Source organism: Pantoea sp. M_9 (genome assembly GCF_008631385.1).
In the GTDB taxonomy this organism is placed as follows: domain Bacteria; phylum Pseudomonadota; class Gammaproteobacteria; order Enterobacterales; family Enterobacteriaceae; genus Pantoea; species Pantoea eucrina.
This window is the reverse complement of the sequence record NZ_VWUF01000009.1, coordinates 1-20891: the sequence shown is the minus strand read 5'-3', so window position 1 is coordinate 20891 and position 20891 is coordinate 1. Positions and strand designations below refer to the sequence as shown.

Annotated in this window: 21 protein-coding genes; 5 read left to right on the top strand and 16 right to left on the bottom strand. The window is 57.2% G+C overall.

Translation table 11 applies throughout. The annotated features are described in order from the left end of the window. Nucleotides 1-136: 136 nt before the first annotated feature. Entirely contained in the window at nt 137-1201 is a 1065-nt protein-coding gene (locus tag F3I15_RS13140) for an NAD(P)-dependent alcohol dehydrogenase (RefSeq protein WP_039382002.1), read from the top strand. A 4-nt stretch (nt 1202-1205) separates the two neighbouring features. Here F3I15_RS13140 and F3I15_RS13135 read toward each other — a convergent pair whose 3' ends face one another. The 6 genes from F3I15_RS13135 to dnaB all read right to left on the bottom strand — a co-directional run bounded on the left by F3I15_RS13135 (nt 1206) and on the right by dnaB (nt 6237). After that, entirely contained in the window at nt 1206-1556 is a 351-nt protein-coding gene (locus F3I15_RS13135; protein ID WP_150018215.1) for an MmcQ/YjbR family DNA-binding protein, read from the bottom strand. A 3-nt stretch (nt 1557-1559) separates the two neighbouring features. Then, nucleotides 1560-1976, bottom strand: coding sequence for a secondary thiamine-phosphate synthase enzyme YjbQ (locus F3I15_RS13130; RefSeq protein WP_150018214.1), 417 nt, complete (start codon nt 1974-1976; stop codon nt 1560-1562). Nucleotides 1977-2126: 150 nt separating this feature from the next. Then, nucleotides 2127-3320 carry an amino acid aminotransferase gene (locus F3I15_RS13125; protein WP_150018213.1) on the bottom strand — a complete coding sequence of 398 codons (1194 nt, stop codon included), beginning with the start codon at nt 3318-3320 and terminating at the stop codon, nt 2127-2129. A gap of 47 nt (nt 3321-3367) precedes the next feature. Then, nucleotides 3368-3982, bottom strand: a complete 615-nt coding sequence (locus tag F3I15_RS13120) for a YitT family protein (RefSeq protein WP_039381991.1) — start codon at nt 3980-3982, stop codon at nt 3368-3370. A 228-nt stretch (nt 3983-4210) separates the two neighbouring features. Beyond that, nucleotides 4211-4702 (bottom strand): Lrp/AsnC family transcriptional regulator, encoded by a 492-nt coding sequence (locus tag F3I15_RS13115; protein ID WP_150018212.1) that lies wholly within the window; start codon nt 4700-4702, stop codon nt 4211-4213. 128 nt (nt 4703-4830) lie between these two features. Next, entirely contained in the window at nt 4831-6237 is a 1407-nt protein-coding gene (dnaB, locus tag F3I15_RS13110; protein ID WP_150018211.1) for a replicative DNA helicase, read from the bottom strand. A 73-nt stretch (nt 6238-6310) separates the two neighbouring features. On the opposite strand from dnaB, the gene F3I15_RS13105 reads away from it, so the two are divergent. Beyond that, nucleotides 6311-7294 (top strand): quinone oxidoreductase, encoded by a 984-nt coding sequence (locus F3I15_RS13105; RefSeq protein WP_150018210.1) that lies wholly within the window; start codon nt 6311-6313, stop codon nt 7292-7294. Nucleotides 7295-7474: 180 nt separating this feature from the next. Here F3I15_RS13105 and pspG read toward each other — a convergent pair whose 3' ends face one another. The 3 genes from pspG to F3I15_RS13090 all read right to left on the bottom strand — a co-directional run bounded on the left by pspG (nt 7475) and on the right by F3I15_RS13090 (nt 10268). After that, the gene (gene pspG, locus F3I15_RS13100) at nt 7475-7738 is read right to left on the bottom strand and encodes an envelope stress response protein PspG (protein WP_150018209.1); all 264 of its coding nucleotides are present in this window, start codon (nt 7736-7738) and stop codon (nt 7475-7477) included. Between the two features lie 181 nt (nt 7739-7919). Beyond that, nucleotides 7920-8915 (bottom strand): tRNA dihydrouridine(20/20a) synthase DusA, encoded by a 996-nt coding sequence (dusA, locus tag F3I15_RS13095; protein ID WP_150018208.1) that lies wholly within the window; start codon nt 8913-8915, stop codon nt 7920-7922. Nucleotides 8916-9005: 90 nt separating this feature from the next. Further along, a complete protein-coding gene (locus F3I15_RS13090; RefSeq protein ID WP_190315034.1) occupies nt 9006-10268 on the bottom strand; it encodes a conjugal transfer protein TraF in 1263 nt (420 codons plus the stop codon). A gap of 388 nt (nt 10269-10656) precedes the next feature. Here F3I15_RS13090 and zur point away from each other — a divergent pair, with 388 nt between their 5' ends. Further along, entirely contained in the window at nt 10657-11178 is a 522-nt protein-coding gene (zur, locus tag F3I15_RS13085; RefSeq protein WP_150018206.1) for a zinc uptake transcriptional repressor Zur, read from the top strand. Between the two features lie 51 nt (nt 11179-11229). Here the strand turns inward: zur and F3I15_RS13080 are convergent, their stop codons facing one another. The 4 genes from F3I15_RS13080 to F3I15_RS13065 form a co-directional block, all read right to left on the bottom strand. Then, a complete protein-coding gene (locus F3I15_RS13080; RefSeq protein ID WP_150018205.1) occupies nt 11230-11442 on the bottom strand; it encodes a CsbD family protein in 213 nt (70 codons plus the stop codon). A gap of 144 nt (nt 11443-11586) precedes the next feature. Then, the gene (gene dinF / locus F3I15_RS13075; protein WP_150018204.1) at nt 11587-12909 is read right to left on the bottom strand and encodes an MATE family efflux transporter DinF; all 1323 of its coding nucleotides are present in this window, start codon (nt 12907-12909) and stop codon (nt 11587-11589) included. Between the two features lie 129 nt (nt 12910-13038). Beyond that, on the bottom strand, nt 13039-13653 hold the full coding sequence (gene lexA / locus F3I15_RS13070; protein ID WP_065650361.1) for a transcriptional repressor LexA: 615 nt from the start codon (nt 13651-13653) through the stop codon (nt 13039-13041). Between the two features lie 105 nt (nt 13654-13758). Then, nucleotides 13759-14127: a diacylglycerol kinase gene (locus F3I15_RS13065; RefSeq protein ID WP_108570124.1), complete on the bottom strand. Its 369-nt coding sequence runs from the start codon at nt 14125-14127 to the stop codon at nt 13759-13761. A gap of 127 nt (nt 14128-14254) precedes the next feature. On the opposite strand from F3I15_RS13065, the gene plsB reads away from it, so the two are divergent. Beyond that, nucleotides 14255-16678 (top strand): glycerol-3-phosphate 1-O-acyltransferase PlsB, encoded by a 2424-nt coding sequence (gene plsB / locus F3I15_RS13060; protein WP_150018272.1) that lies wholly within the window; start codon nt 14255-14257, stop codon nt 16676-16678. Nucleotides 16679-16713: 35 nt separating this feature from the next. Here plsB and ubiA read toward each other — a convergent pair whose 3' ends face one another. From ubiA to psiE, 3 genes are all read right to left on the bottom strand, one after another. After that, a complete protein-coding gene (gene ubiA / locus F3I15_RS13055; protein WP_190315030.1) occupies nt 16714-17607 on the bottom strand; it encodes a 4-hydroxybenzoate octaprenyltransferase in 894 nt (297 codons plus the stop codon). Further along, on the bottom strand, nt 17604-18119 hold the full coding sequence (gene ubiC / locus F3I15_RS13050; protein WP_150018202.1) for a chorismate lyase: 516 nt from the start codon (nt 18117-18119) through the stop codon (nt 17604-17606). The genes ubiA and ubiC overlap by 4 nt, the downstream gene beginning before the upstream one ends. Nucleotides 18120-18207: 88 nt before the next feature. Then, the gene (psiE, locus tag F3I15_RS13045; protein ID WP_065650366.1) at nt 18208-18618 is read right to left on the bottom strand and encodes a phosphate-starvation-inducible protein PsiE; all 411 of its coding nucleotides are present in this window, start codon (nt 18616-18618) and stop codon (nt 18208-18210) included. Between the two features lie 286 nt (nt 18619-18904). On the opposite strand from psiE, the gene F3I15_RS13040 reads away from it, so the two are divergent. Then, nucleotides 18905-20530 (top strand): Na/Pi cotransporter family protein, encoded by a 1626-nt coding sequence (locus F3I15_RS13040; RefSeq protein ID WP_150018201.1) that lies wholly within the window; start codon nt 18905-18907, stop codon nt 20528-20530. Nucleotides 20531-20891 lie beyond the last annotated feature (361 nt).

The following is a 20891-nucleotide window of genomic DNA, read 5'->3' as shown; positions in this document are numbered from 1 at the left end:
TTCAGGCATGGTCGCATCCAGGCGGGCTGACTACGCTTATAGCGATATGCTTGCAACGCTGCCTCAGCGTTCCGGCCTTTCGAACCCCGTAAGGCGTTTGCATACCCTACTCACGACACATCCGACTGGAGACACCATGAATATTACCCATGCCTGGGCTGCACAGGACGCCAAATCAAAGCTCGCCCCGTTCGACTACAAACCGCGCGAACTGCGTGAGCATGATGTGGAGATTGAAGTGCTCTATTGCGGCGTCTGCCACTCCGATCTGCACCAGGCGCGCAACGAATGGAACAACACAATTTTTCCGGTCGTACCAGGCCATGAAATTGTTGGTCGCGTAACCGCCGTGGGCGCGCACAGCCATAAATATCAGCCCGGTGACCTGGTGGGCGTTGGCTGTATGGTTGACTCCTGCCGCAGCTGTCCGAGCTGTCAGGAAGGGCTGGAGCAGTATTGCGAAGAGGGCATGACAGGCACCTACAACGGCCAGGATCGCGAAACCGGCGCGGTCACCTACGGTGGCTACTCCACCAGCATGGTGGTCAACGAAGATTTTGTGCTGCGCGTGCCGGAAAACCTCGATCTGGCAGGCGTTGCGCCGCTGCTGTGCGCGGGGATCACCACCTATTCGCCGCTGCGCCACTGGAACGTCGGGCCGGGTAAAAAAGTGGGTATCGTGGGCCTCGGCGGCCTGGGCCATATGGGGGTGAAAATTGCTCATGCGATGGGCGCGCAGGTCGTGCTGTTTACGACATCGCCATCAAAAGTCGAAGATGGCAAACGTCTTGGCGCTGATGAAGTGGTGATTTCTAAAGATGCCGATCAGATGGCGGCCCACGCTAACAGTTTCGATTTTATTCTGAACACGGTAGCCGCACAGCACGATCTCAACCCGTTTATCACTCTGCTGAAGCGTGATGGCAATATGACGCTGGTCGGTGTGCCCGAGCACGATCATCCGGCACCTCAGGTGGTTAACCTGATTTTCAAACGCCGCAGTGTCTCTGGCTCGCTGATCGGCGGCATCGCTGAAACGCAGGAGATGCTCGATTTTTGTGGCAAGCACGGCATCACCTCAGACATTGAGCTGATTGCCATGGATCAGATTAATGAGGCGTATGAGCGCATGCTGAAAAGCGATGTGAAATATCGCTTTGTCATCGATATCAATACCCTGCGCGATACGCCTGCGGCGTAACGGCTCAAGCGTTGTGCTGGCCGGCGCCCGCCGCGTGCGTGGCGTCGGCCTGCTGGTAAGAGGCGTCAACCAGATAGTAAATCTGCGAATCTTTCAGCGATCCATCCAGCCACAGCGTGCTCCAGCAGGATTTATTCAGGTATTCGCTGGGAAAGACGTCGCTGTGCTCTTCACGCAACAGTTCAGCCAGTGCGGGAGAGGTTTTCAGCGTCACTGCCGGCCGCCCTGCTTTCTCATAAAGCATGGCGAACAGCACGCCGTGGCTCTTAATCTGCGTTGCATCCCACGCCTCTTTAATGTCCTGTTCTGCGGCAGGTTTGCTCATGCAGTAGGTCAATAGCTCAGAAATCGTCATTGGTTATTCCCCTTGTAAAGTCGCGACGATGCGTCTGGCACCGCCCTGTACGCGATGTTCCCCCAGCCAGATGCCCTGCCAGGTGCCCAGCATCAGCCGCCCGCGGCTGACCGGCAGCAGCAGTGAAACGCCCAGCAGTGACGACTTAATATGGGCAGGCATATCGTCTGCGCCTTCATAATCGTGCTGCCACCCTGCGTTTTCAGGCACCTGGCGTAAGAAATGCTGCTCCATGTCGCTGCGCACGGTGGGATCGCAGTTTTCATTCAGCGTCAGCGACGCGGAGGTATGCTGTAACAGCAGATGCAGCTGGCCGATGCGCACGCCATTGAGGCCGTTAAGCTGGCTTAAGATCTCATCGGTAATGAGGTGAAACCCGCGCGCTTTTGCGCTCAGGGTGAGGGTCTGTTGCTGCCACATAACAAAGTCCTAAAAAAACAGGTCTCTTAAGTGTGCAGCATGTTGGCGAAAGGTAAACCCTGCCATAGGAAAAAGCATCAGCCTGCCTGGGCAGGCGCAAAAAAAACCATCCGCATGAAAACGGATGGTTCCTGGTGTCGCGCCCGGCGGTTACATAACGGCAGCAAACGCCTCTGCAACGCGTTTAACGTTACCGCGGTTCAGACCAGCAACGCACATACGCCCGCTGGCGATAAGATAGATGCCGAACTCATCGCGCAGGCGATCAACCTGCTGTGCGCTGAGACCGGTATAGCTGAACATACCGCGCTGCTTCAGCAGATAGTCGACATTTTTACCCGGCAGAATCGCCTGCAGCTCGCCAACCAGCGCCTGGCGCATCTCCGCAATACGCAGGCGCATCGCTTCAACTTCTGCCAGCCACATGTTCAGTAATGCGGCATCGTTCAGCACGCAGGAGACCACCTGCGCACCAAAATTTGGCGGACTGGAGTAGTTGCGGCGCACGGTGGCTTTCAGCTGACCCAGCACCCGTCCCGCTTCTTCAGCGCTGTCGCAGACCACAGAGAGCCCGCCCACGCGCTCGCCATAGAGCGAGAAGATCTTGGAAAATGAGTTACTCACCAGCGCCGGCAGACCTGCGGCTGCGATAGCGCGAATGGCGTAAGCATCATCTTCCATTCCTGCGCCAAAGCCCTGATAGGCGATATCGAGGAACGGGATAAGCTCCTGCGCTTTCAGCACGGCGGTGGTCTCATCCCACTGGGCGTCAGTGAGATCGGCGCCGGTCGGGTTATGGCAGCAGGGATGCAGCAGCACAATGGCGTGCTTTGGCAGCGATTTCAGGCAGCTGATAAATGCGTCAAACTTAACGCCGTTGGTCTCGGCATCGTACCAGGGGTAGGTATTTACCGCGAAGCCCGCGCCGTTAAAAATCGCTACGTGGTTTTCCCAGGTCGGATCGCTGACCCAGACTTCTGAGTGCGGAAAATAGCGCTTCAGGAAATCAGCCCCCACTTTCAGCGCACCGGAACCACCCAGCGTCTGAATAGACGCAATGCGTCCCGCTTTCAGCACCGGGTGTTCGTGACCAAACAGCAGCGGCGCAATCGCGTTGCGGTAAGGGCCTAAACCTTCCATCGGCAGATAGAGTGATGCCTGATGCGGCTGCGCCTGCAGACGCTCTTCAGCTGCCGCAACGGCCTGCAGCTGCGGAACGATCCCTGCTTCGTTGTAGAACAGGCCGATACTGAGATTGACTTTATGCGCGCGCGGATCTTGTTTGTAGGTTTCCATCAGCGACAGAATCGGATCGCCGGCGTAGGCATCAACGTTTTGAAACACGGTGCAGATCTCCATAAAAATGCATGAGTAAGCGCAAGATGGCGCTTTTATACCTGATAACGGCCAGGACGATGGTTCAGCGCAATGATAAGGTTAAGGATCGCCGCGCCCGCAACAGAGGCCAGCAGCATCGGTAGCGGTACGACAAACAGCGAGGCGCATACCACACAGGTATCAACCATCATCTGTAGCTTTCCGGCACGCAGACCGGTGCGATCCTGCAGCCAGAGCGCCAGAATATTGATACCACCCAGGCTGGCTTTGTGACGAAACAACACTATAAACCCGATCCCCATGACCACGTTACCGAACAGTGTCGCATAAAAAGGATTTAAAGCCGAAAAGTGAATAAACAGCGGATGCAGCTGCGTGAACAGGGAAACCAGCGCGACGGCGCCAAAGGTTTTGCAGGTAAATTCCCACCCCATGCGGCGTATCGCCAGCCAGTAAAACGGCAGATTGATGGCAAAAAAGGCGGCGCCGAAAGAGGAGGATGAAAGGTAGCTGATTAAAAACGCGATACCGGCCGTTCCGCCGGTCAGCGCGCCCGCCTGCTTCAGCAGCATGACGCCAAATGAGACCATCAGCGTTCCCAGCACGATAGCCAGCGCATCTTCAATACGCGAGTGAGGAGCCGCCACTGGCTGAGCGATGTTGTCCATCAGGAGTTCTCTGTGCAAGTAAAAGCGATAGAGCTGCAAAAAACGCACCACTCCGGCCTCGCTGCTGCTTAGCCGGAGGGTGCCAGCGAATATCCCATTGATATCTAAGGCGCTTTATTGCACAGTTTTATGCATGAATAAGAATAAAACCGTTGATTCATGCACAAATTCGGTCTTAATCGCGAGAAATAAGCAGAGAGAGGCAGCCTGATGCACTTTTATGGCGCATTACGCACCTTTATGGCGCACTTTGCGCGCAGGCTTCATCATCAGGCCATTCTCTTTCAGCCGGTTGAGCACCACCGCCGTTTTAACGTGCGACACGCTCTGATGGCCCGCCACCAGCTGGCTGATCAGCGCGCTCAGCGAGGCGAGATCGGCTACCGCCACTTTCAGCAGATAGTCAGCGTCTCCGGTGGTTTTAAACGCGTCAACAATAGCGGGTTCCGCTTCCACCATCTGCAAAAAATTATCTTCGTAATCGGGCGTATGGTTTTTCAGCCGCACTTCAATCAGTCCGACCATGCCGAGACCCACCGCATCGGGCGACAGCCGGGCATGGTAGCCAAGGATCAAATTCGCCTGTTCAAGATTGATGCGGCGGCGTGAGCATTGTGATGCGGATAACCCCACCAGATCGCTCAGTTCCTGATTGGTAAGACGGCCGTTAGATTGTAATAGCGTCAATATCTTAAGATCGTAATCATCTACCTGCGTCATTCTGATCCCACAGCGTTGTCACATTCGCTTTGGCACAGATAACCTGATAGCGGACCGCCTTGTCCAACACTATTTTCTGATGACGTGAGATGCATGCACAAAACGTGCATGCACTGGCAGGCAAAGGCTTATTCGTCGTCGTATTGCGGGCCGGCGTAGTTGTCGAAGCGCGACCACTGGCCGTTGAACGTCAGACGCACGGTACCGATCGGCCCGTTACGCTGCTTGCCGATGATGATCTCAGCGATGCCTTTCAGATCGCTGTTTTCGTGATAAACCTCATCGCGGTAGATAAACATGATCAGGTCAGCATCCTGCTCGATCGAGCCTGATTCACGCAGATCGGAGTTAACCGGACGTTTGTCGGCGCGCTGCTCCAGTGAACGGTTCAGCTGCGACAGCGCCACGACCGGCACATTCAGCTCTTTGGCCAGCGCTTTCAATGAACGCGAAATTTCGGCGATCTCCAGCGTACGGTTCTCGGAGTGCGACGGCACGCGCATCAGCTGCAGATAGTCGATCATGATCATGCTCAGACCGCCATTTTCGCGGAACACGCGGCGGGCACGCGAGCGTACTTCGGTTGGCGTCAGGCCGGAAGAGTCATCAATAAAGATGTTTTTCTTCTCCAGCAGAATACCCATCGTGGCGGAGATGCGCGCCCAGTCCTCATCTTCCAGCTGGCCGGTACGAATACGCGTCTGATCCACGCGCGACAGGGATGCCAGCATACGCATCATCAGCTGCTCGCTGGGCATCTCCAGACTGAAGATCAGCACCGGTTTCTCATTGAGCATCGCGGCGTTTTCGCACAGGTTCATGGCGAAGGTGGTTTTACCCATTGAGGGGCGCGCCGCCACGATAATCAAATCGGACCTCTGCAGGCCAGCCGTTTTTTTGTTCAGATCCTGATAGCCGGTATCTACGCCGGTTACGCCATCGTGCGGCGTTGAGACCAGCGCTTCAATACGGGACACGGTGGCTTCAAGGATCTGCTCGATGTTCTGCGGGCCGTCATCCTTATTTGCGCGCTGCTCGGCGATTTTAAAGACGTTGGATTCGGCAAAATCGAGCAGGTCTTCACTGCTCCGCCCCTGCGGATCGTAACCGGCGTCGGCAATCTGATTGGCAACCGCGATCATCTCACGCACTACCGCACGTTCGCGCACGATATCTGCATAGGCGCCAATGTTGGCCGCGCTTGGCGTATTTTTCGCGAGCTCGGCCAGATAGGCAAAGCCACCCGCCATCTCCAGCTCGCCGCGCGTTTCCAGCGATTCTGACAGCGTGATCAGGTCGATAGGCTGGCCCAGCTCCAGCAGCCGCTGCATCTCAGCAAAAATCATGCGGTGCGAGCGGTTAAAAAAATCGTCTGCGACAACGCGCTCAGAGACGTTGTCCCAGCGCTCGTTGTCCAGCATCAACCCACCCAGCACCGACTGCTCCGCTTCTATGGAGTGCGGCGGCATTTTTACGCCTTCCAGCTGCCGATCGCGGGGTTCGTTCGATTTGTTGGTGGGTTTATTTCCTGCCATAGTGAATGCATTACCGATCGTGAAAGGGACGCGCAAGTATACCGCCCCCGGATGAACATTCACAGGAGTCAGCATGGCAAAGCGTATTCAGTTCAGTCAGCACGGTGGCCCGGAGGTTTTGCAGTGGGCAGATTTTGATCCTGCCGATCCGGCTGAGCATGAGGTGCAGGTAGAAAACCGCGCGATAGGTATCAACTATATCGACACCTATGTGCGCAGCGGGCTCTACCCGGTTTCAGCGTTTCCTTCCGGACTCGGTACAGAAGCGGCGGGCGTGGTCAGCAAAGTGGGCGCAGCGGTCACGCGTTTTCAGCCTGGCGACCGGGTGGTTTACTGTCAGGCCGCGCTGGGCGCTTACAGTGAAATTCACAACGTTGCGGAAGAGCGACTGGCGCTGCTGCCGGAAAGTATCTCTTTTGAAACGGCGGCGGCCTCATTTCTTAAAGGGCTGACGGTCCAGTATCTGCTGCGTCAGACGTGGAAAGTCAAAGCGGATGAGACGTTCCTGTTTCATGCTGCCGCAGGCGGTGTGGGTCTGATTGCCTGCCAGTGGGCTAAAGCGCTGGGTGCCCATCTTATCGGCACGGTGGGTTCTGCCGAAAAAGCGCAGATTGCCAAAGCGGCTGGCGCATGGGCCACCATTAACTATCGCGAAGAGAATATTGCACAGCGCGTCAGCGAACTGACGCAGGGGAAAAAAGTGGCCGTGGTGTATGACTCTGTCGGCAAGGATACCTGGGAACCGTCGCTCGATTCTTTGCAGCGCCACGGGCTGCTGGTCAGCTTTGGCAACGCCTCCGGCCCGGTAACCGGCGTGGATTTAGGGATTCTTAATAAGAAAGGCTCCCTGTTTGTCACCCGCCCGTCGCTGTTTGGCTATATCACTAACCGTGAGGAGCTGGAGCAGGCGAGCAGTGAACTCTTTTCCCTGATAGCCAGCCGCGCCATTCAGGTAAACGTACCGGAGCAGCAGAAGTTCCCGCTACGCGATGCCATGCGCGCGCATCAGATACTGGAAAGTCGTGCGACCAAGGGCTCCAGTCTGCTGTTGCCCTGATTCAGGCAAAAAAAGAGGGCTTCCTGAAGGAAGCCCCTGATTCTTTTTTTAGTTCGCGCTTGTGTAGGGACAGCGGGACTGAATCTGTATTCATATAGTGGCAGAAAACATAAGTAAAAAATATGTTTTCGCTTTATTTAGCGCCAGCGGAATTCAGCGCTGTGATCTGAGCCGCATTTTTTACCAGCCGCGTCGCTCCATCCTGCTGATTTTTCTCCTGAGCCGGTTTAGCCTGGTGCTGCTACCCGGTGTGGTAACGCTGCGCCAGATCCAGACGGCGACCACGGCCAGCAGCAGCCAGGGTAACATTTTTATAACAAAGGCAAACAGGCCGGTTAAAAACATCAGCGCGGTGGCAACGGCTAAAGCCGCAATCACCCCCAGCAGGGAAACGCCGGTCAGCAACAGCATTAAAAAGAACCCAAGCACAAATACAATTTCCACGTCTATTCTCCTCTGTCAGGACTCTGCAGACAGATACAATTTCCGTGCCAGATTGGTAACTTTATAAGCCATTGACTGAATTGGATTTCTTCAGAGTGCTTCAGTAAACGTGGTGAAAAAAACCAGGTTTCAGGCAAAATAAAACCGCACCATTTTTGCTGCGGTTTTCAGAGAACGCGGATTACGCTTCCTGAGGGATGCGATCGGCCACCAGCGCCAGCGCGGCTTCCAGCACCCGCACATCAGCACCCGGTTTATGTGCGTTTTCACTCAGATAACGTCGCCACTGGCGGGCGCCCGGAATACCCTGAAACAGCCCCAGCATATGCCGGGTCACGTGCCCCAGATAGGTGCCCTGCGTCAGCTCTGCTTCGATATAGGGATACATTGAACGCACAACGGCAACCAGATCCACTGCCGGCGTTGTGCGGCCAAAAAGCTCGCGGTCAACCTGCGCCAGCACGGAAGGATTTTGATACGCTTCGCGGCCCATCATCACGCCATCCAGATGCATCAGGTGCGTCTTCGCCTCTTCCAGCGTTTTTACCCCGCCGTTGATCGCCATGGTCAGCGCCGGAAAATCGCGTTTTAGCTGATAAACGCGCGGATAGTCCAGCGGCGGGATCTCCCGGTTCTCTTTAGGGCTCAGGCCTGACAGCCAGGCTTTGCGGGCGTGAATGATAAAGGTGTCGCAGCCGCCCCGCTCTGCCACGGTGCCGGTAAAGTCGCGCAGAAACGCGTAGCTGTCCTGCTCATCAATACCGATGCGGGTTTTTACCGTGACCGGAATAGAAACCACATCGCGCATCGCTTTAATGCAGTCAGCCACCAGGTTCGCATCCGCCATCAGGCAGGCACCAAAGCGACCATTCTGTACGCGGTCGGAAGGACAGCCCACGTTAAGGTTGATCTGATCGTAACCGCGCGCCTCAGCCAGGCTGGCACACTGCGCCAGCGCCGCCGGATCGCTGCCGCCCAGCTGCAGCGCAACCGGATGCTCCTCTTCGCTATAGGCAAGGTAATCGCCTTTGCCGTGAATAATCGCGCCGGTCGTCACCATTTCGGTATAGAGCAGCGTATCGCCGGTCAGCTTGCGATGAAAATAGCGGCAGTGACGATCGGTCCAGTCGAGCATCGGCGCGATAGAGAAACGTTGCGAAGAGAAGTTATCAGTCATGAAGCGCAGTAAATCCGGAGTTAAATGATGAGAAACTGCGCAATGATACCACAGCCGTCACGGACGACACAGCCGCCCGTGACAGACCCGTCAGAAGTTAAAGCCGAGCTGTACCATCGCACCCCAGGTACGATCTTTACCGGCGGAGCCCGCGAGATCCAGATGCACCGCATTATTAAACGGCGACAGCCCAAGGCCGGCGGTAACCACGTTAACGTCATTTGATTTCAGATCGGCGCGGTAGCCTGCGCGCAGTGCCAGCCAGTCGAGCACGCGATATTCCGCGCCTGCGCCTGCATACTGGCTGCTCTCCTGCGACTTAAAGCGTTTGGTTTCCGTCAGATCCACATCGCCGGTCAGGGTAACCGGCCCGCGCTCCCATGCCAGTCCGGTCGTTACCAGCGGACGGATTTGATAGGTATCGCGATAGCCATTGACGACTTTGGTTTCCAGATCGCGTGAGATCAGGTTCTGCCCGGTCAGACCAAACGTCCAGTTTTCAGCAAGCGCGGTTGCGAGACCGGCATCAACGTTAAAGCCGGTGTCTGAACTGCGATAGCGTCCGTTTTTGAGATCGTTTTTATCGTAGTTATAGACGCTGGCGCTGTAGTTGTAGAGCCAGGTCTTCTGCAGCTTGGGCGTAATACCGAGCGAGACCGGGTGACCGGCAACCGTGAACTCATGTGCCATGGCGATACCATAATCGGTGACCAGCGCTGCCAGCCCGTTCGCGCTGGAGCGCAGCTTATCCTGATCGCCCGGCTGCGGAAACACCCCGTTTGCCAGACTATCCAGATAATCGATATCGCTCTGAGCCACATTGGCCCGGATATGGGCGGTGCCATAGGCTTTGGTAATAAAAGCAAACGGCAGCGTCGCATTGGGAACGGTGACGGCCAGCGCAACGCCAGCGGTGGCATCCGCTTTGTTACCTTTAAGCCCGCGCAGCTGATCGGCCATATCACCGGCTGCGGCACGCAGCTGCGGTACGGCATCAATGGCGGCGAACGGATCTGAGATCAGATTCGCGTTGATGTTATCAATCACGTCGCGATAGCGATCAACCGTATCGGTGATGTCATCAATGCGATCGACCAGCTTGTCTTTATCTGTAACCTGCAACCCGGCAGAGGGAAAAATAATGCCGGCGTTCTCTTCCGGCTGCGCGCGCGTCATCAGCGCCGGGTTAGCCAGCACGGCAGAACTCCAGTGCGACGACGCAACACCGGTTCCGCCCATCGCATCATTGCGCGCATCATACCAGGTTCCCGCGGCCAGCGCTGAAGAGGAAACCAGCAGCGCGTTTAAACCAGCAAAATAAGCCACCCGGGCCAGCGTAAAGCGTGTTGTCATCATGAGGCTGCTATCACCTTAAAAAATTATTGAGTGTCGCGTAGGCGAAATAATGGTGTTAACCGCTATTCTGAATGGCGGCTAACGCTTCATTGCTGTGAACTGAAAGGGATAAGCACTGCTGTTCGCAGAATTGGACACGATTGCGCCACACTGCGCTTTTTTTAGCCACTCAGGCGAATTATTGCTCTTATAAGGCCAGTGATAACTTTAGCCTGCCTGAACCATAACGGGAATCTGGTCACTTGCAAAGCAAAAATAGCGCATGAAACACGCTTAAAATTGCCGGATAAGTGTGATCGACAGCACGCTTCGGCCAGGGCAGGCAAAAACAGCATGGGCGGATGGAGTGTGATAAAATAACATCACCTGTTAGCCGGAGAACATTATGTCAACTCTTACCCCAGCGCAGCTGCTGACCCAGGTTGAGGCGCTCTGTCTCGATCGCGGCGTGCGTCTTACGCCACAGCGTGCCGAAGTACTGCGCCTGATGGCTGAGCAGAAAGGTTCTGTCAGCGCCTACGATCTGCTGGATCAGCTGCGTACAAGTGAGCCTCAGGCGAAGCCGCCCACGATTTACCGCGCCCTCGACTTTTTGCTGGAGCAGGGATTTATCCACCGCGTGGAGTCCAACAACAGCTATGTGGTCTGCCATCATTTTAATGAGCCGGCCCACAGCTCTGTCATGCTGGTTTGCGACAGCTGCGCCGCAGTGAGTGAACAGCAGGCGCACGGCGTGGAAAAAATCATTGCGGGACTGGCTGACCAGGCAAACTTCAGCCTGCGCCATACGGTAATTGAAGCGCACGGCCTGTGCGAAAACTGTGCGGAAATTGCCGCCTGTACACAGCACGCCAGCTGTGCGCACGATCATGAAGCGATGAGTAAAAAACGCGGCAAAAAGGGCTGAGCACACGCCTGAAGGCATGCGGGCGAGTTATGCGCTGAAGCGGGAGTGGCACTAGCTGTGTGGATCGTTGTGCCGGCTTTCCCATTCGTTTACTTCGCGCTCCGCTTCTGCTCTGGCATAGCCGTAGCGCTCCTGAATCTTGCCGATCAGCTGGTCGCGTCTGCCTTCGATCACGCTCAGGTCATCATCGGTCAGCTTGCCCCACTGCTCTTTGCATTTTCCTTTAAACTGTTTCCAGCTGCCACTCGCTTCATCTCGGTTCATCGCATCTCTCCCCGGTTTGCTGAGCCAGACGGTGGCCACCCTGACGCGGGCTGAACCGCCATATAACCTGCGTGCTGTCACGTTAAGGTTAACCGCTGCAGCACAAACTGCCAGTTTTATGCGCTGCTGGCCGATCGGCTGACATCACACGCTGAACCAGCTGTCGCGCTGCCAGTGATGACGCCAGATCAGCCCGAGCGTAATGCCTCTCAGCGCGAGGAATACGGTAATAGCCAGCCATAAACCATGATTTCCGAGCCACGGCAGCGTCAGCAGCGTCAGCGCATAGCCCAGCGCCGCCAGCAGCATGCTGTTGCGCATATCCCGGCCGCGCGTGGCTCCGATAAACATCCCATCCAGCAGATAGCACCAGACGCCAGCCAGCGGCAGGATCACCTGCCAGATAAGATAGCGGTCGGCCGCCTCACGCAGCGACTCAATCGAGGTAAGCAGCGCAACAATTGCCGGGCCGCAGAGGGCGTAAATCACAGCGAACAGCAGCGCCACAATGCCCGCCTGCCGGCAGGCGGCATACCAAATCAGCCGCAGCCGGCTGCGATCGCCTGCGCCGGTCGCCTCACCGGAGCAGGCTTCCACCGCATACGCAAAACCATCCAGCGCATAGGCGGTAAAAGTCAGGAACATCAGCAATACCGCATTGACCGCGACCACGTCAGCGCCGAGTCGCGCGCCCAGCAGCGTCAGCGAGGCGAAACAGAGCTGCAGCAGCAGCGAACGCAGCATGATGTCGCGGTTAAGCCGGAACAGGCGCGCGGCGTCGCCGCGCCAGCTGGCTTTAAGCAGCGAAAATGATATGCCGCGCAGCGCCAGCACCCGCGCCACCATCCAAACCCCCACGGCCAGCGTCACATAGTCCGCGACGGCGGTGGCCGCTGCGGCGCCCGCCACGCCCCAGTGCCACTGCAGAACAAACAGCAGATCGAGCAGGATATTCACGACGTTGCCGGTAATAAGCAGCACCATCGGCGCGCGCGCATACTGTACGCCGAGCAGCCAGCCGAGGATCACCAGGTTTGCCAGCGTGGCAGGCGCGCTGAGCCAGCGGATAGCGATAAAGGTTTGCGCCTGCTGCTGCACCGCCTCGCTGCCGCCCATCAGCGCGGCTGCCAGCTCGCTGACCGGCGTTCGTAGCACAATGAACAGCACGCCTGCCGCCAGCGCAATCAGCATCGGCTGGATCAGCGCGCGCGCCAGCGCTGGCTTATTGCCGGCGCCGAACGCCTGCGCCGTCAGGCCAGTGGTGCTCATGCGCAAAAAGAGCAGCAGCATAAAGACAAAGCTGGTGGCCGTTGCGCCCACGGCTACGCCGCCGAGGTAAACCGGGCTGTCGAGGTGGCCAATGATAGCCGTATCCACAATGCCCAGCAGCGGTACGCTGATATTAGAGAGGATCATGGGCAGCGCCAGGCGCCAGAGCGTACGATCAGAAGAGGTAAACAGCGGCATCAGCCAGTCCTGTTATTGCGGGCAACGCGCCTCATGCAGCTGCACGGCGCCACGGTTGGAAGCAGAGGGGTAATATAGCAGACCGCGGCCTGTGCAGGCACAGGCCGCAGCGGGGGGACTAACCAGGTATTACAGCCATTCACCGGTGCGGACAATACCGACAGCCAGACCTTCAACGGTCAGAGACTGCTGGCGCGTATCCACTTCGATAGGCTGAAAATCGCTGTTTTCCGGCAGCAGATGCACGATAGCACCCTGCTTTTTCCAGCGTTTTACGGTGACTTCGTCATCAATGCGCGCTACCACGACCTGGCCATTACGCACATCCTGGGTTTTATGCACGGCAAGCAGATCGCCATCCATAATTCCGATATCTTTCATCGACATGCCGCTAACGCGCAGCAGAAAATCCGCGCTCGGCTTGAACAGGTTAGCATCGACCTGATAGTGGGTCTCGATGTGCTCCTGAGCCAGCAGCGGCTCGCCGGCAGCGACACGCCCGATCAGCGGCAGTCCGCCGCTTGTCTCTTCTTCCATCAGCAAGCGAATGCCGCGCGAGGCGCCAGAGACAATCTCAATGACTCCTTTACGCGCCAGCGCTTTCAGGTGCTCTTCAGCCGCATTGGGTGAGCGGAAGCCCAGCTGTGAAGCAATTTCAGCACGCGTTGGCGGCATGCCGGTTGAATTAATATGGTCGCGAATCAGGTCATAGACCTGCTGCTGCCTGCTGGTTAACGCTTTCATCCCGCCCCCTGGTTGTTTATACAGTCGCTGTGAGTATATACAGGTATTGGCGAAATGAAAACCGCAGCTGCGGCAAAAATCAGCGATATCTCGGTACGGGCGGCCTTAATATGCGCGCGGCCAGAGCAGCGTGATCCAGACAAACAGCGCGAGAAGGATCGTCAGCAGCACGGCGGCAGAACCCATATCCTTGGCGCGGCCCGCCAGCGGATGACGCTCCTGGCCGATTCTGTCGACCACCGCCTCAATCGCGCTGTTGAGGATTTCCACTACCACCACCAGTATCACCGAACCAATCAGCAGCACGCGCGTCACTGCGTCCACATCCAGCCAGCAGGCGACGACCACCGCAATCACCGCTGCAACGGCCTCCTGACGAAAGGCCGCTTCATGTTGCCAGGCCGCGCGAATGCCCTGCCAGGAGTAGCCCGCCGCTTTGATGATACGCAGCAGGCCGGTAACGTTATTTGCCATGAATAGGGAACCCTTGAGTAATTTTGGCGTCAATGAGTGCGCAGCGTGCGATGGCACAGCCACAGATCTTCGCTGCACTTTCTGGTATGCTTGCCGCGCTTTGCTAACAAGAGGCTTCAAGTTGTCTATGTCAGGTTGGCGTAAACTCTATTACAAATTATTGAATTTACCACTCTCTATTTTGGTAAAAAGTAAGGTCATACCGACCGATCCGGTTTCGGAGCACGGTATCGATCCCACCCGTCCCGTAATGTATGTTTTGCCTTATGATTCAAAGGCGGACCTGCTTACATTGCGTAACCAGTGTCTGCGGCTTGATCTGCCCGATCCGCTCGCGCCGCTGGAGATTGACGGCACGCTGCTGCCGCGTCATGTGTTTATCCATGATGGCCCGCGTGTCTTTCCTTACTACGTGGCGAACCCGGAGTCAGTGAAACTGTTTCACGACTATCTGGATCTGCACCGTAATAACCCGCAGCTGGATGTCCAGATGCTGCCGGTGGCGGTGATGTTTGGCCGTGCGCCAGGGCGTGAAATTCAGGGCGAGCCTACGCCGCATCTGCGCGTACTGAATGGCGTACAGAAGTTTTTCGCCATTCTCTGGCACGGCCGCGACAGCTTCGTCCGCTTCTCTTCCACCGTCTCGCTGCGCCAGATGGCGACCGAACACGGCACGGATAAGTCGATTGCACAGAAGCTGGCGCGCGTGGCGCGTATTCACTTTGCCCGCCAGCGTCTGGCCGCGGTAGGACCCAGCCTGCCCGCCCGTCAGGATCTGTTCAACAAGCTGCTGCAGTCGAAGGCGATTGAAAAAGCGGTTGAAGATGAAGCGCGCAGCAAAAAGATTTCGCATGAAAAAGCGCAGCAAAACGCCGTTGAGATGATGGAAGAGATCGCGGCAGACTTCTCATATGAGGCGATCCGCGTTACCGACCGCATCATGGGCTGGCTCTGGAGCCGCCTCTATCAGGGCATAAGCGTCAACGGCGGCGAGCGCGTGCGTCAGCTGGCGCAGGATGGTCATGAAATAGTCTATGTGCCCTGCCACCGCAGCCATATGGATTACCTGCTGCTCTCCTATGTGCTTTATCATCAGGGGCTGGTGCCGCCGCACATCGCTGCCGGTATCAATCTCAACTTCTGGCCAGCCGGCCCCATTTTCCGCCGGCTGGGGGCCTTCTTTATTCGCCGTACCTTTAAGGGCAATAAACTCTACTCCACCGTATTCCGCGAATATCTGGGCGAGCTGTTCAGCCGCGGTTACTCGGTTGAGTACTTTGTTGAGGGCGGACGCTCGCGTACTGGCCGCCTGCTCGATCCTAAAACCGGCACGCTCTCAATGACGCTGCAGGCGCTGCTGCGCGGCGGCAGCCGCCCGATTACGTTTGTACCGATCTATATCGGCTATGAGCACGTAATGGAAGTGGGTACTTACGCCAAAGAGCTGCGCGGCGCGGCCAAAGAGAAAGAGGGCTTTGTACAGATGGTGCGCGGCCTGCGTAAGCTGCGCAATCTCGGTCAGGGCTACGTTAACTTTGGCGAACCGCTGCCGCTGGTTAACTACCTGAACAAGCATATTCCCGAGTGGCGCGAGGCGATCGACCCTATCGATCCGCAGCGTCCCGCGTGGATGACGCCAGCGGTAAACGATATCGCTGCCCGCCTGATGGTGCGCATTAACGAAGCGGGTGCGGCCAACGCCATGAATCTGTGTGTGACCGCGCTGCTGGCGTCGCGCCAGCGCTCTCTGACGCGTGAGCAGCTGACGGAGCAGCTGGAGTGCTACACTCAGCTGCTGCGCAACGTGCCCTATTCACCGGAAGCGACGGTGCCCGATCTGAGCGCCGAAGCGCTGCTGGATCACGCGATGGGCATGAACAAGTTTGAAACCGAGCAGGACAGCATTGGCGATATCATTATTCTGCCGCGCGAGCAGGCCGTGCTGATGACCTACTACCGGAATAACATTCAGCACATGCTGGTGATGCCGTCGCTGATTGCCGCGATTGTGCAGCAGCACCGCGAAATCAGCGAAGCAGAGCTTTTGCGCCAGGTAAGCCTGGTCTATCCGATGCTGAAAAGTGAACTGTTCCTGCGCTGGGAAAATGCCGAACTGCCGGCGCTGCTCAGTGCGCTGTGTGCGGAGATGGCGCGACAGGGGCTGGTAACGCAGCTGGATGGGCAGATTAAGCTGAGCACCGCGCGCTATCGCTCGCTGCAGCTGCTGGCAGCCGGTATTCGCGAAACGCTGCAGCGCTTTGCGATCACTTTCGCCATTCTCAGTGCCAAACCCACGATCAACCGTGGCACGCTGGAGAAAGAGAGCCGCACGCTGGCGCAGCGTCTGTCAGTGCTGCACGGTATCAATGCGCCGGAGTTCTTTGATAAGGCGGTATTTACCACGCTGGTACTGACGCTGCGCGATGAGCGCTATATCAGCGACTCAGGTGATGCCGATGCGGAGCGCACGCACGCGATGTGGCAGATGCTGGCGGAGCTGGTCACCAGCGACGTGCGTCTGACGATTGAGAGTGCGATCGCACACGAGTAAGGCAAGGCAGGGACGCATGATGCGTCCCTGCCGGTTCAGAACAGCGCCAGAAACGGCTGCGTATTCAGCAGCACGCCAGCAAACAGCACCAGTCCAACGTAGTTGTTGTTCAGAAAGGCCTGAAAGCAGGCGTCGCGTTCGCGGCGGGCGATCAGGCTTTGCTGATAGACAAACAGCGCGCCGGCAGCCAGCAGTGACCAGTAGAATGCCCCGTTCAGATTCAGCATACTTCCCACCAGCGCCATCAGCCCCAGCGTAGCCAGCTGCAGCAGGCCAATAATCAGCTTGTCAAAACGACCAAACAGAATCGCCGTAGATTTAACGCCTATTTTCAGATCGTCATCGCGATCCACCATGGCGTACTGGGTATCGTAGGCCACCGTCCAGCAGATGTTAGCGAAGAACACCAGCCAGCAGACTAAAGGTAAGGACTCACTTACTGCAGCCCATCCCATCGGGATCGCCCAGCCAAAGGCTGCGCCAAGTACCACCTGCGGCAGATGGGTATAGCGTTTCATAAAGGGGTAGACCCACGCCAGCGCCAGCCCGCCAAAAGAGAGCAGAATGGTCATGCGATTCATGGTCAGCACCAGCATAAACGCCAGCAGGCCCAGCGCGGCAAACAGCAGCTTTGCCTCTTTCTCTGAAACCGCCCCGCTCGCCAGCGGCCGGCCGGCGGTGCGTTTGACATGACCATCCACTTTGCGATCGGCGTAATCATTAATGACGCAGCCGGCAGCGCGCATAACGATGACGCCAAGCACAAACACGATCAGCACCGGGAGCGGCGGCACCGCCATGCCAGCCAGCCACAGCGCCCAGAGCGTGGGCCACATCAGCAGCAGCGTGCCGATAGGTTTGTCGATGCGCATCAGGCGGCTATAAGCCTGCCATTTGCTTACAGGTAGTGATTTTTGCACAGGTTTCATCCTTGCTGCAGCGCGCGGTAAAGCGGCGATGCCGGTAAAAAAAGTTCAGTTAACAGAAGGGGCTTCTCCGAAAGGCGCAGGCGAGAACGCCGTCCCCACAAATCGCCGGCCTGGCCGGGATGAATAAAATCGCGGCTCAGCGCTGAAGAGGCAAAAAGATAGCGCCCCAGCGGGCGCGTGCCAAGCTGCTGCAGCATCTGCTCCGGTCCCTGCAGCGTACTCTCGGGCACTACGGTGCGGCCCAGCAGCCACGGCTCGCCGTCGCCGCACAGCACAATTTCACGCAGCCAGAAGCGCGTATCGTCCGGCAGAAAAGCCGCTTCTGCTGCCACTTCCGCCGCGCTGACAAAGCCTTCACGGATGGGTTGAACGGTAACCTGCCGGCAGTGCTGCTCAAAACGGCGCGTCATGGAATCTTCTTCCATCAGCCAGTCGGTCAGCGGTGCGGGCAGCAGCGAGGAGGCGGGTAACCACTGCAGGGCATATAACTGGCGCAGCGCATCGTGCGACATCAGGCGATCTCCGGCAAAAAAGTTGCCTTAGTTTACCGCAGAGCACGGCCGCTGGCACGGCCGCGAGCGCCAGAGATGATAAGGAACGCTATTCGCGCTTCAGCCGGTTGCTGTTTGCCAGCCACAGCGTGACCACCAGGATCAGGATCGCAGCGGAATAGCAGAGCGTGTCAAACGGGTTTTTGTGGTCAACGATAATCAGCCGGATAATGGCGGTGATCCCGATATAAACAAAGTAGCGCAGCGGAAAGTGATAGCCCGACTGAAAATATTTCACAATCAGCGCGATAAATTCAAAGTAGAGAAAGTAGATCACAATGCCTTCAATCAGCAGATAGGATGACGCCTGTTCACCGGTGCTGAACAGCACGTTAGCCAGATGAATCGTCTCCTTGCCGAGAAATACCACCAGGATCACGGCCAGGATCAACAGGCCGATGTTAAGTACCCACTGCAGCACCGTCGCGATAAGCTGACCGGCGGCTGATTTATCTGTCATTGCTGCGTCCTTAATGCGCAAATGAGAAGAGCGCTATCATGCTGCAATGTGATCTGAATCACAATATGACGTTAAGGTAGCGGTTCTCCGTCAGGGGCAGCGTAAACGCCGCGGATATCTCATCGCAGTGAACCGGATTCAGCTACAGTTAACAGGTCGACGCCGCTTCAGGTTATTTATATCTAACGAAAAATTCATGCGGTGCGCTACCGGTTTTCCCCCCGCTGCCGTGTTTGCCAGGCAGGCAGCTGGCTGCTTTTTGCCTGGCATACAGGAGTCTGCGACCGTGTTAACTCTGCTCAATCTGCTTTCTGCTGTCGCACTGCTGGTCTGGGGCACCCACATTGTGCGCACCGGCATCATGCGCGTGTACGGTGCCGATTTGCGTCGGGTACTGAGCCGCAGCGTGGAAAAAAAACCGATGGCTTTTCTGGCCGGTATCGGCGTTACCGCTCTGGTACAGAGCAGCAACGCCACCACGCTGCTGGTCACCTCGTTTGTGGCGCAAAACCTGGTCAGCCTGACACCTGCCCTGGTCGTGGTACTGGGGGCTGACGTCGGCACAGCCATTATGGCGCGCGTGCTGACCTTCGATCTCTCCTGGCTCTCCCCGCTGTTTATCTTTTTTGGCGTGGTCTTTTTTCTCAGCCGCAAACAGACGCGCGTCGGACAGATGGGCCGTGCCGCCATTGGCCTCGGGCTGATCCTGCTGGCGCTGCAGCTGATTGTCACCGCTGCACGTCCGATAACGCAGGCTTCGGGCGTACAGGTGCTCTTCTCCACCCTGACCGGCGATACGCTGCTGGACGCGTTAATCGGCGCCGTTTTTGCCATCATTAGCTACTCCAGCCTGGCGGCGGTGCTGATCACCGCAACCCTGACCGCCGCCGGGGTGATCTCATTTAAGGTTGCGCTCTGTCTGGTCATTGGTGCCAACCTCGGCAGCGGCCTGCTGGCGATGATCAACGCCAGCGGTTCCAATGCGGCTGGCAAGCGGGTGGCGCTCGGCAGCCTGCTGTTCAAGCTTATCGGCAGCATTGCGGTACTGCCGTTTGTTGATTTGATTGCTGAGCTGCTGGATCGGCTGCCGGTGAATGATGAAGAGCTGGTGATCTTTTTCCACGTTTTTTACAACCTGGCACGCTGCCTGATTATGGTGCCGTTTGCGGCGCCGATGGCGCGACTCTGCCAGCGTATGATTTCTGACGATGCAGAGCATCAGGCGCACCTCAAGCCCAGACATCTGGATAAAAGCGCGCTGGATACGCCTGCGCTGGCGCTGGTCAATGCCGCGCGTGAGACCCTGCGCATGGGCGACGTGCTGGAGCAGATGCTGGAGTCGTTCAGCCGCGTGGTTCGGGGCGAACTGCGTGAAGCGCACCGGGTGCGGCAGCTGGATGATGATGTTGACGTGCTCTATACCGCCATCAAACTCTATCTGGCCCGCATGCCGCGCGAAGATCTGGCGGAGGAGGATGCGCGGCGCTGGGCTGAAATTATTGAAATGGCGCTGAATCTTGAACAGGCGGGTGACATCATTGAGCGCATGAGCGGTGACGTTGCGGATAAATCGTTACAGGCGCGGCGGGCCTTTTCGGCAGAAGGGCTGGAAGAGCTGAATACGCTGCAGGAGCAGGTGCTGAATAATCTGCGCCTGAGCCTTTCGGTATTTCTGTCGCATGATATCACCAGCGCGAAACGCCTGCGGCGGGCCAAACATCGCTTCCGTATTCTGATCCGCCGTTTCTCTCATTCGCACGTGGAGCGACTGCATCTGAATAATGTGCAGAGCATTGAGACCAGCTCGCTGCATCTGGGACTGCTGGGAGATATGAAGCGCCTTAATTCGCTGTTCTGCGCGGTGGCTTACACCGTTCTCGACCAGCCAGATGATGAGCGGGAAGTAGATTAAGGTCAGCACGCAGGGGCGCATTTATGCGCTCCTGGTTTGATGCAGGTATCGACCAGGGCGTCATTAATGACGCCCCTGCGGTGCCGTAATAAACCGTGTCATCGGATCCGGTGCGGAAATCGACCAGGGCGTCATTATTGACGCCCCTGCGGTGCCGTAATAAACCGCGTTATCGGATCCGGTGCGGGCATCGACACGGTCGCCATGAATGACGCCCCTACGGTGCCGTAATAAACCGCGTTATCGAATACGGTGCGGGCATCGACGCGGTCGCCATGAACGGCGACCCTGCGGTGCCGTAATAAACCGCGTCATCGGATCCGGTGCGGGCATCGACACGGTCGCCATGAATGGCGACCCT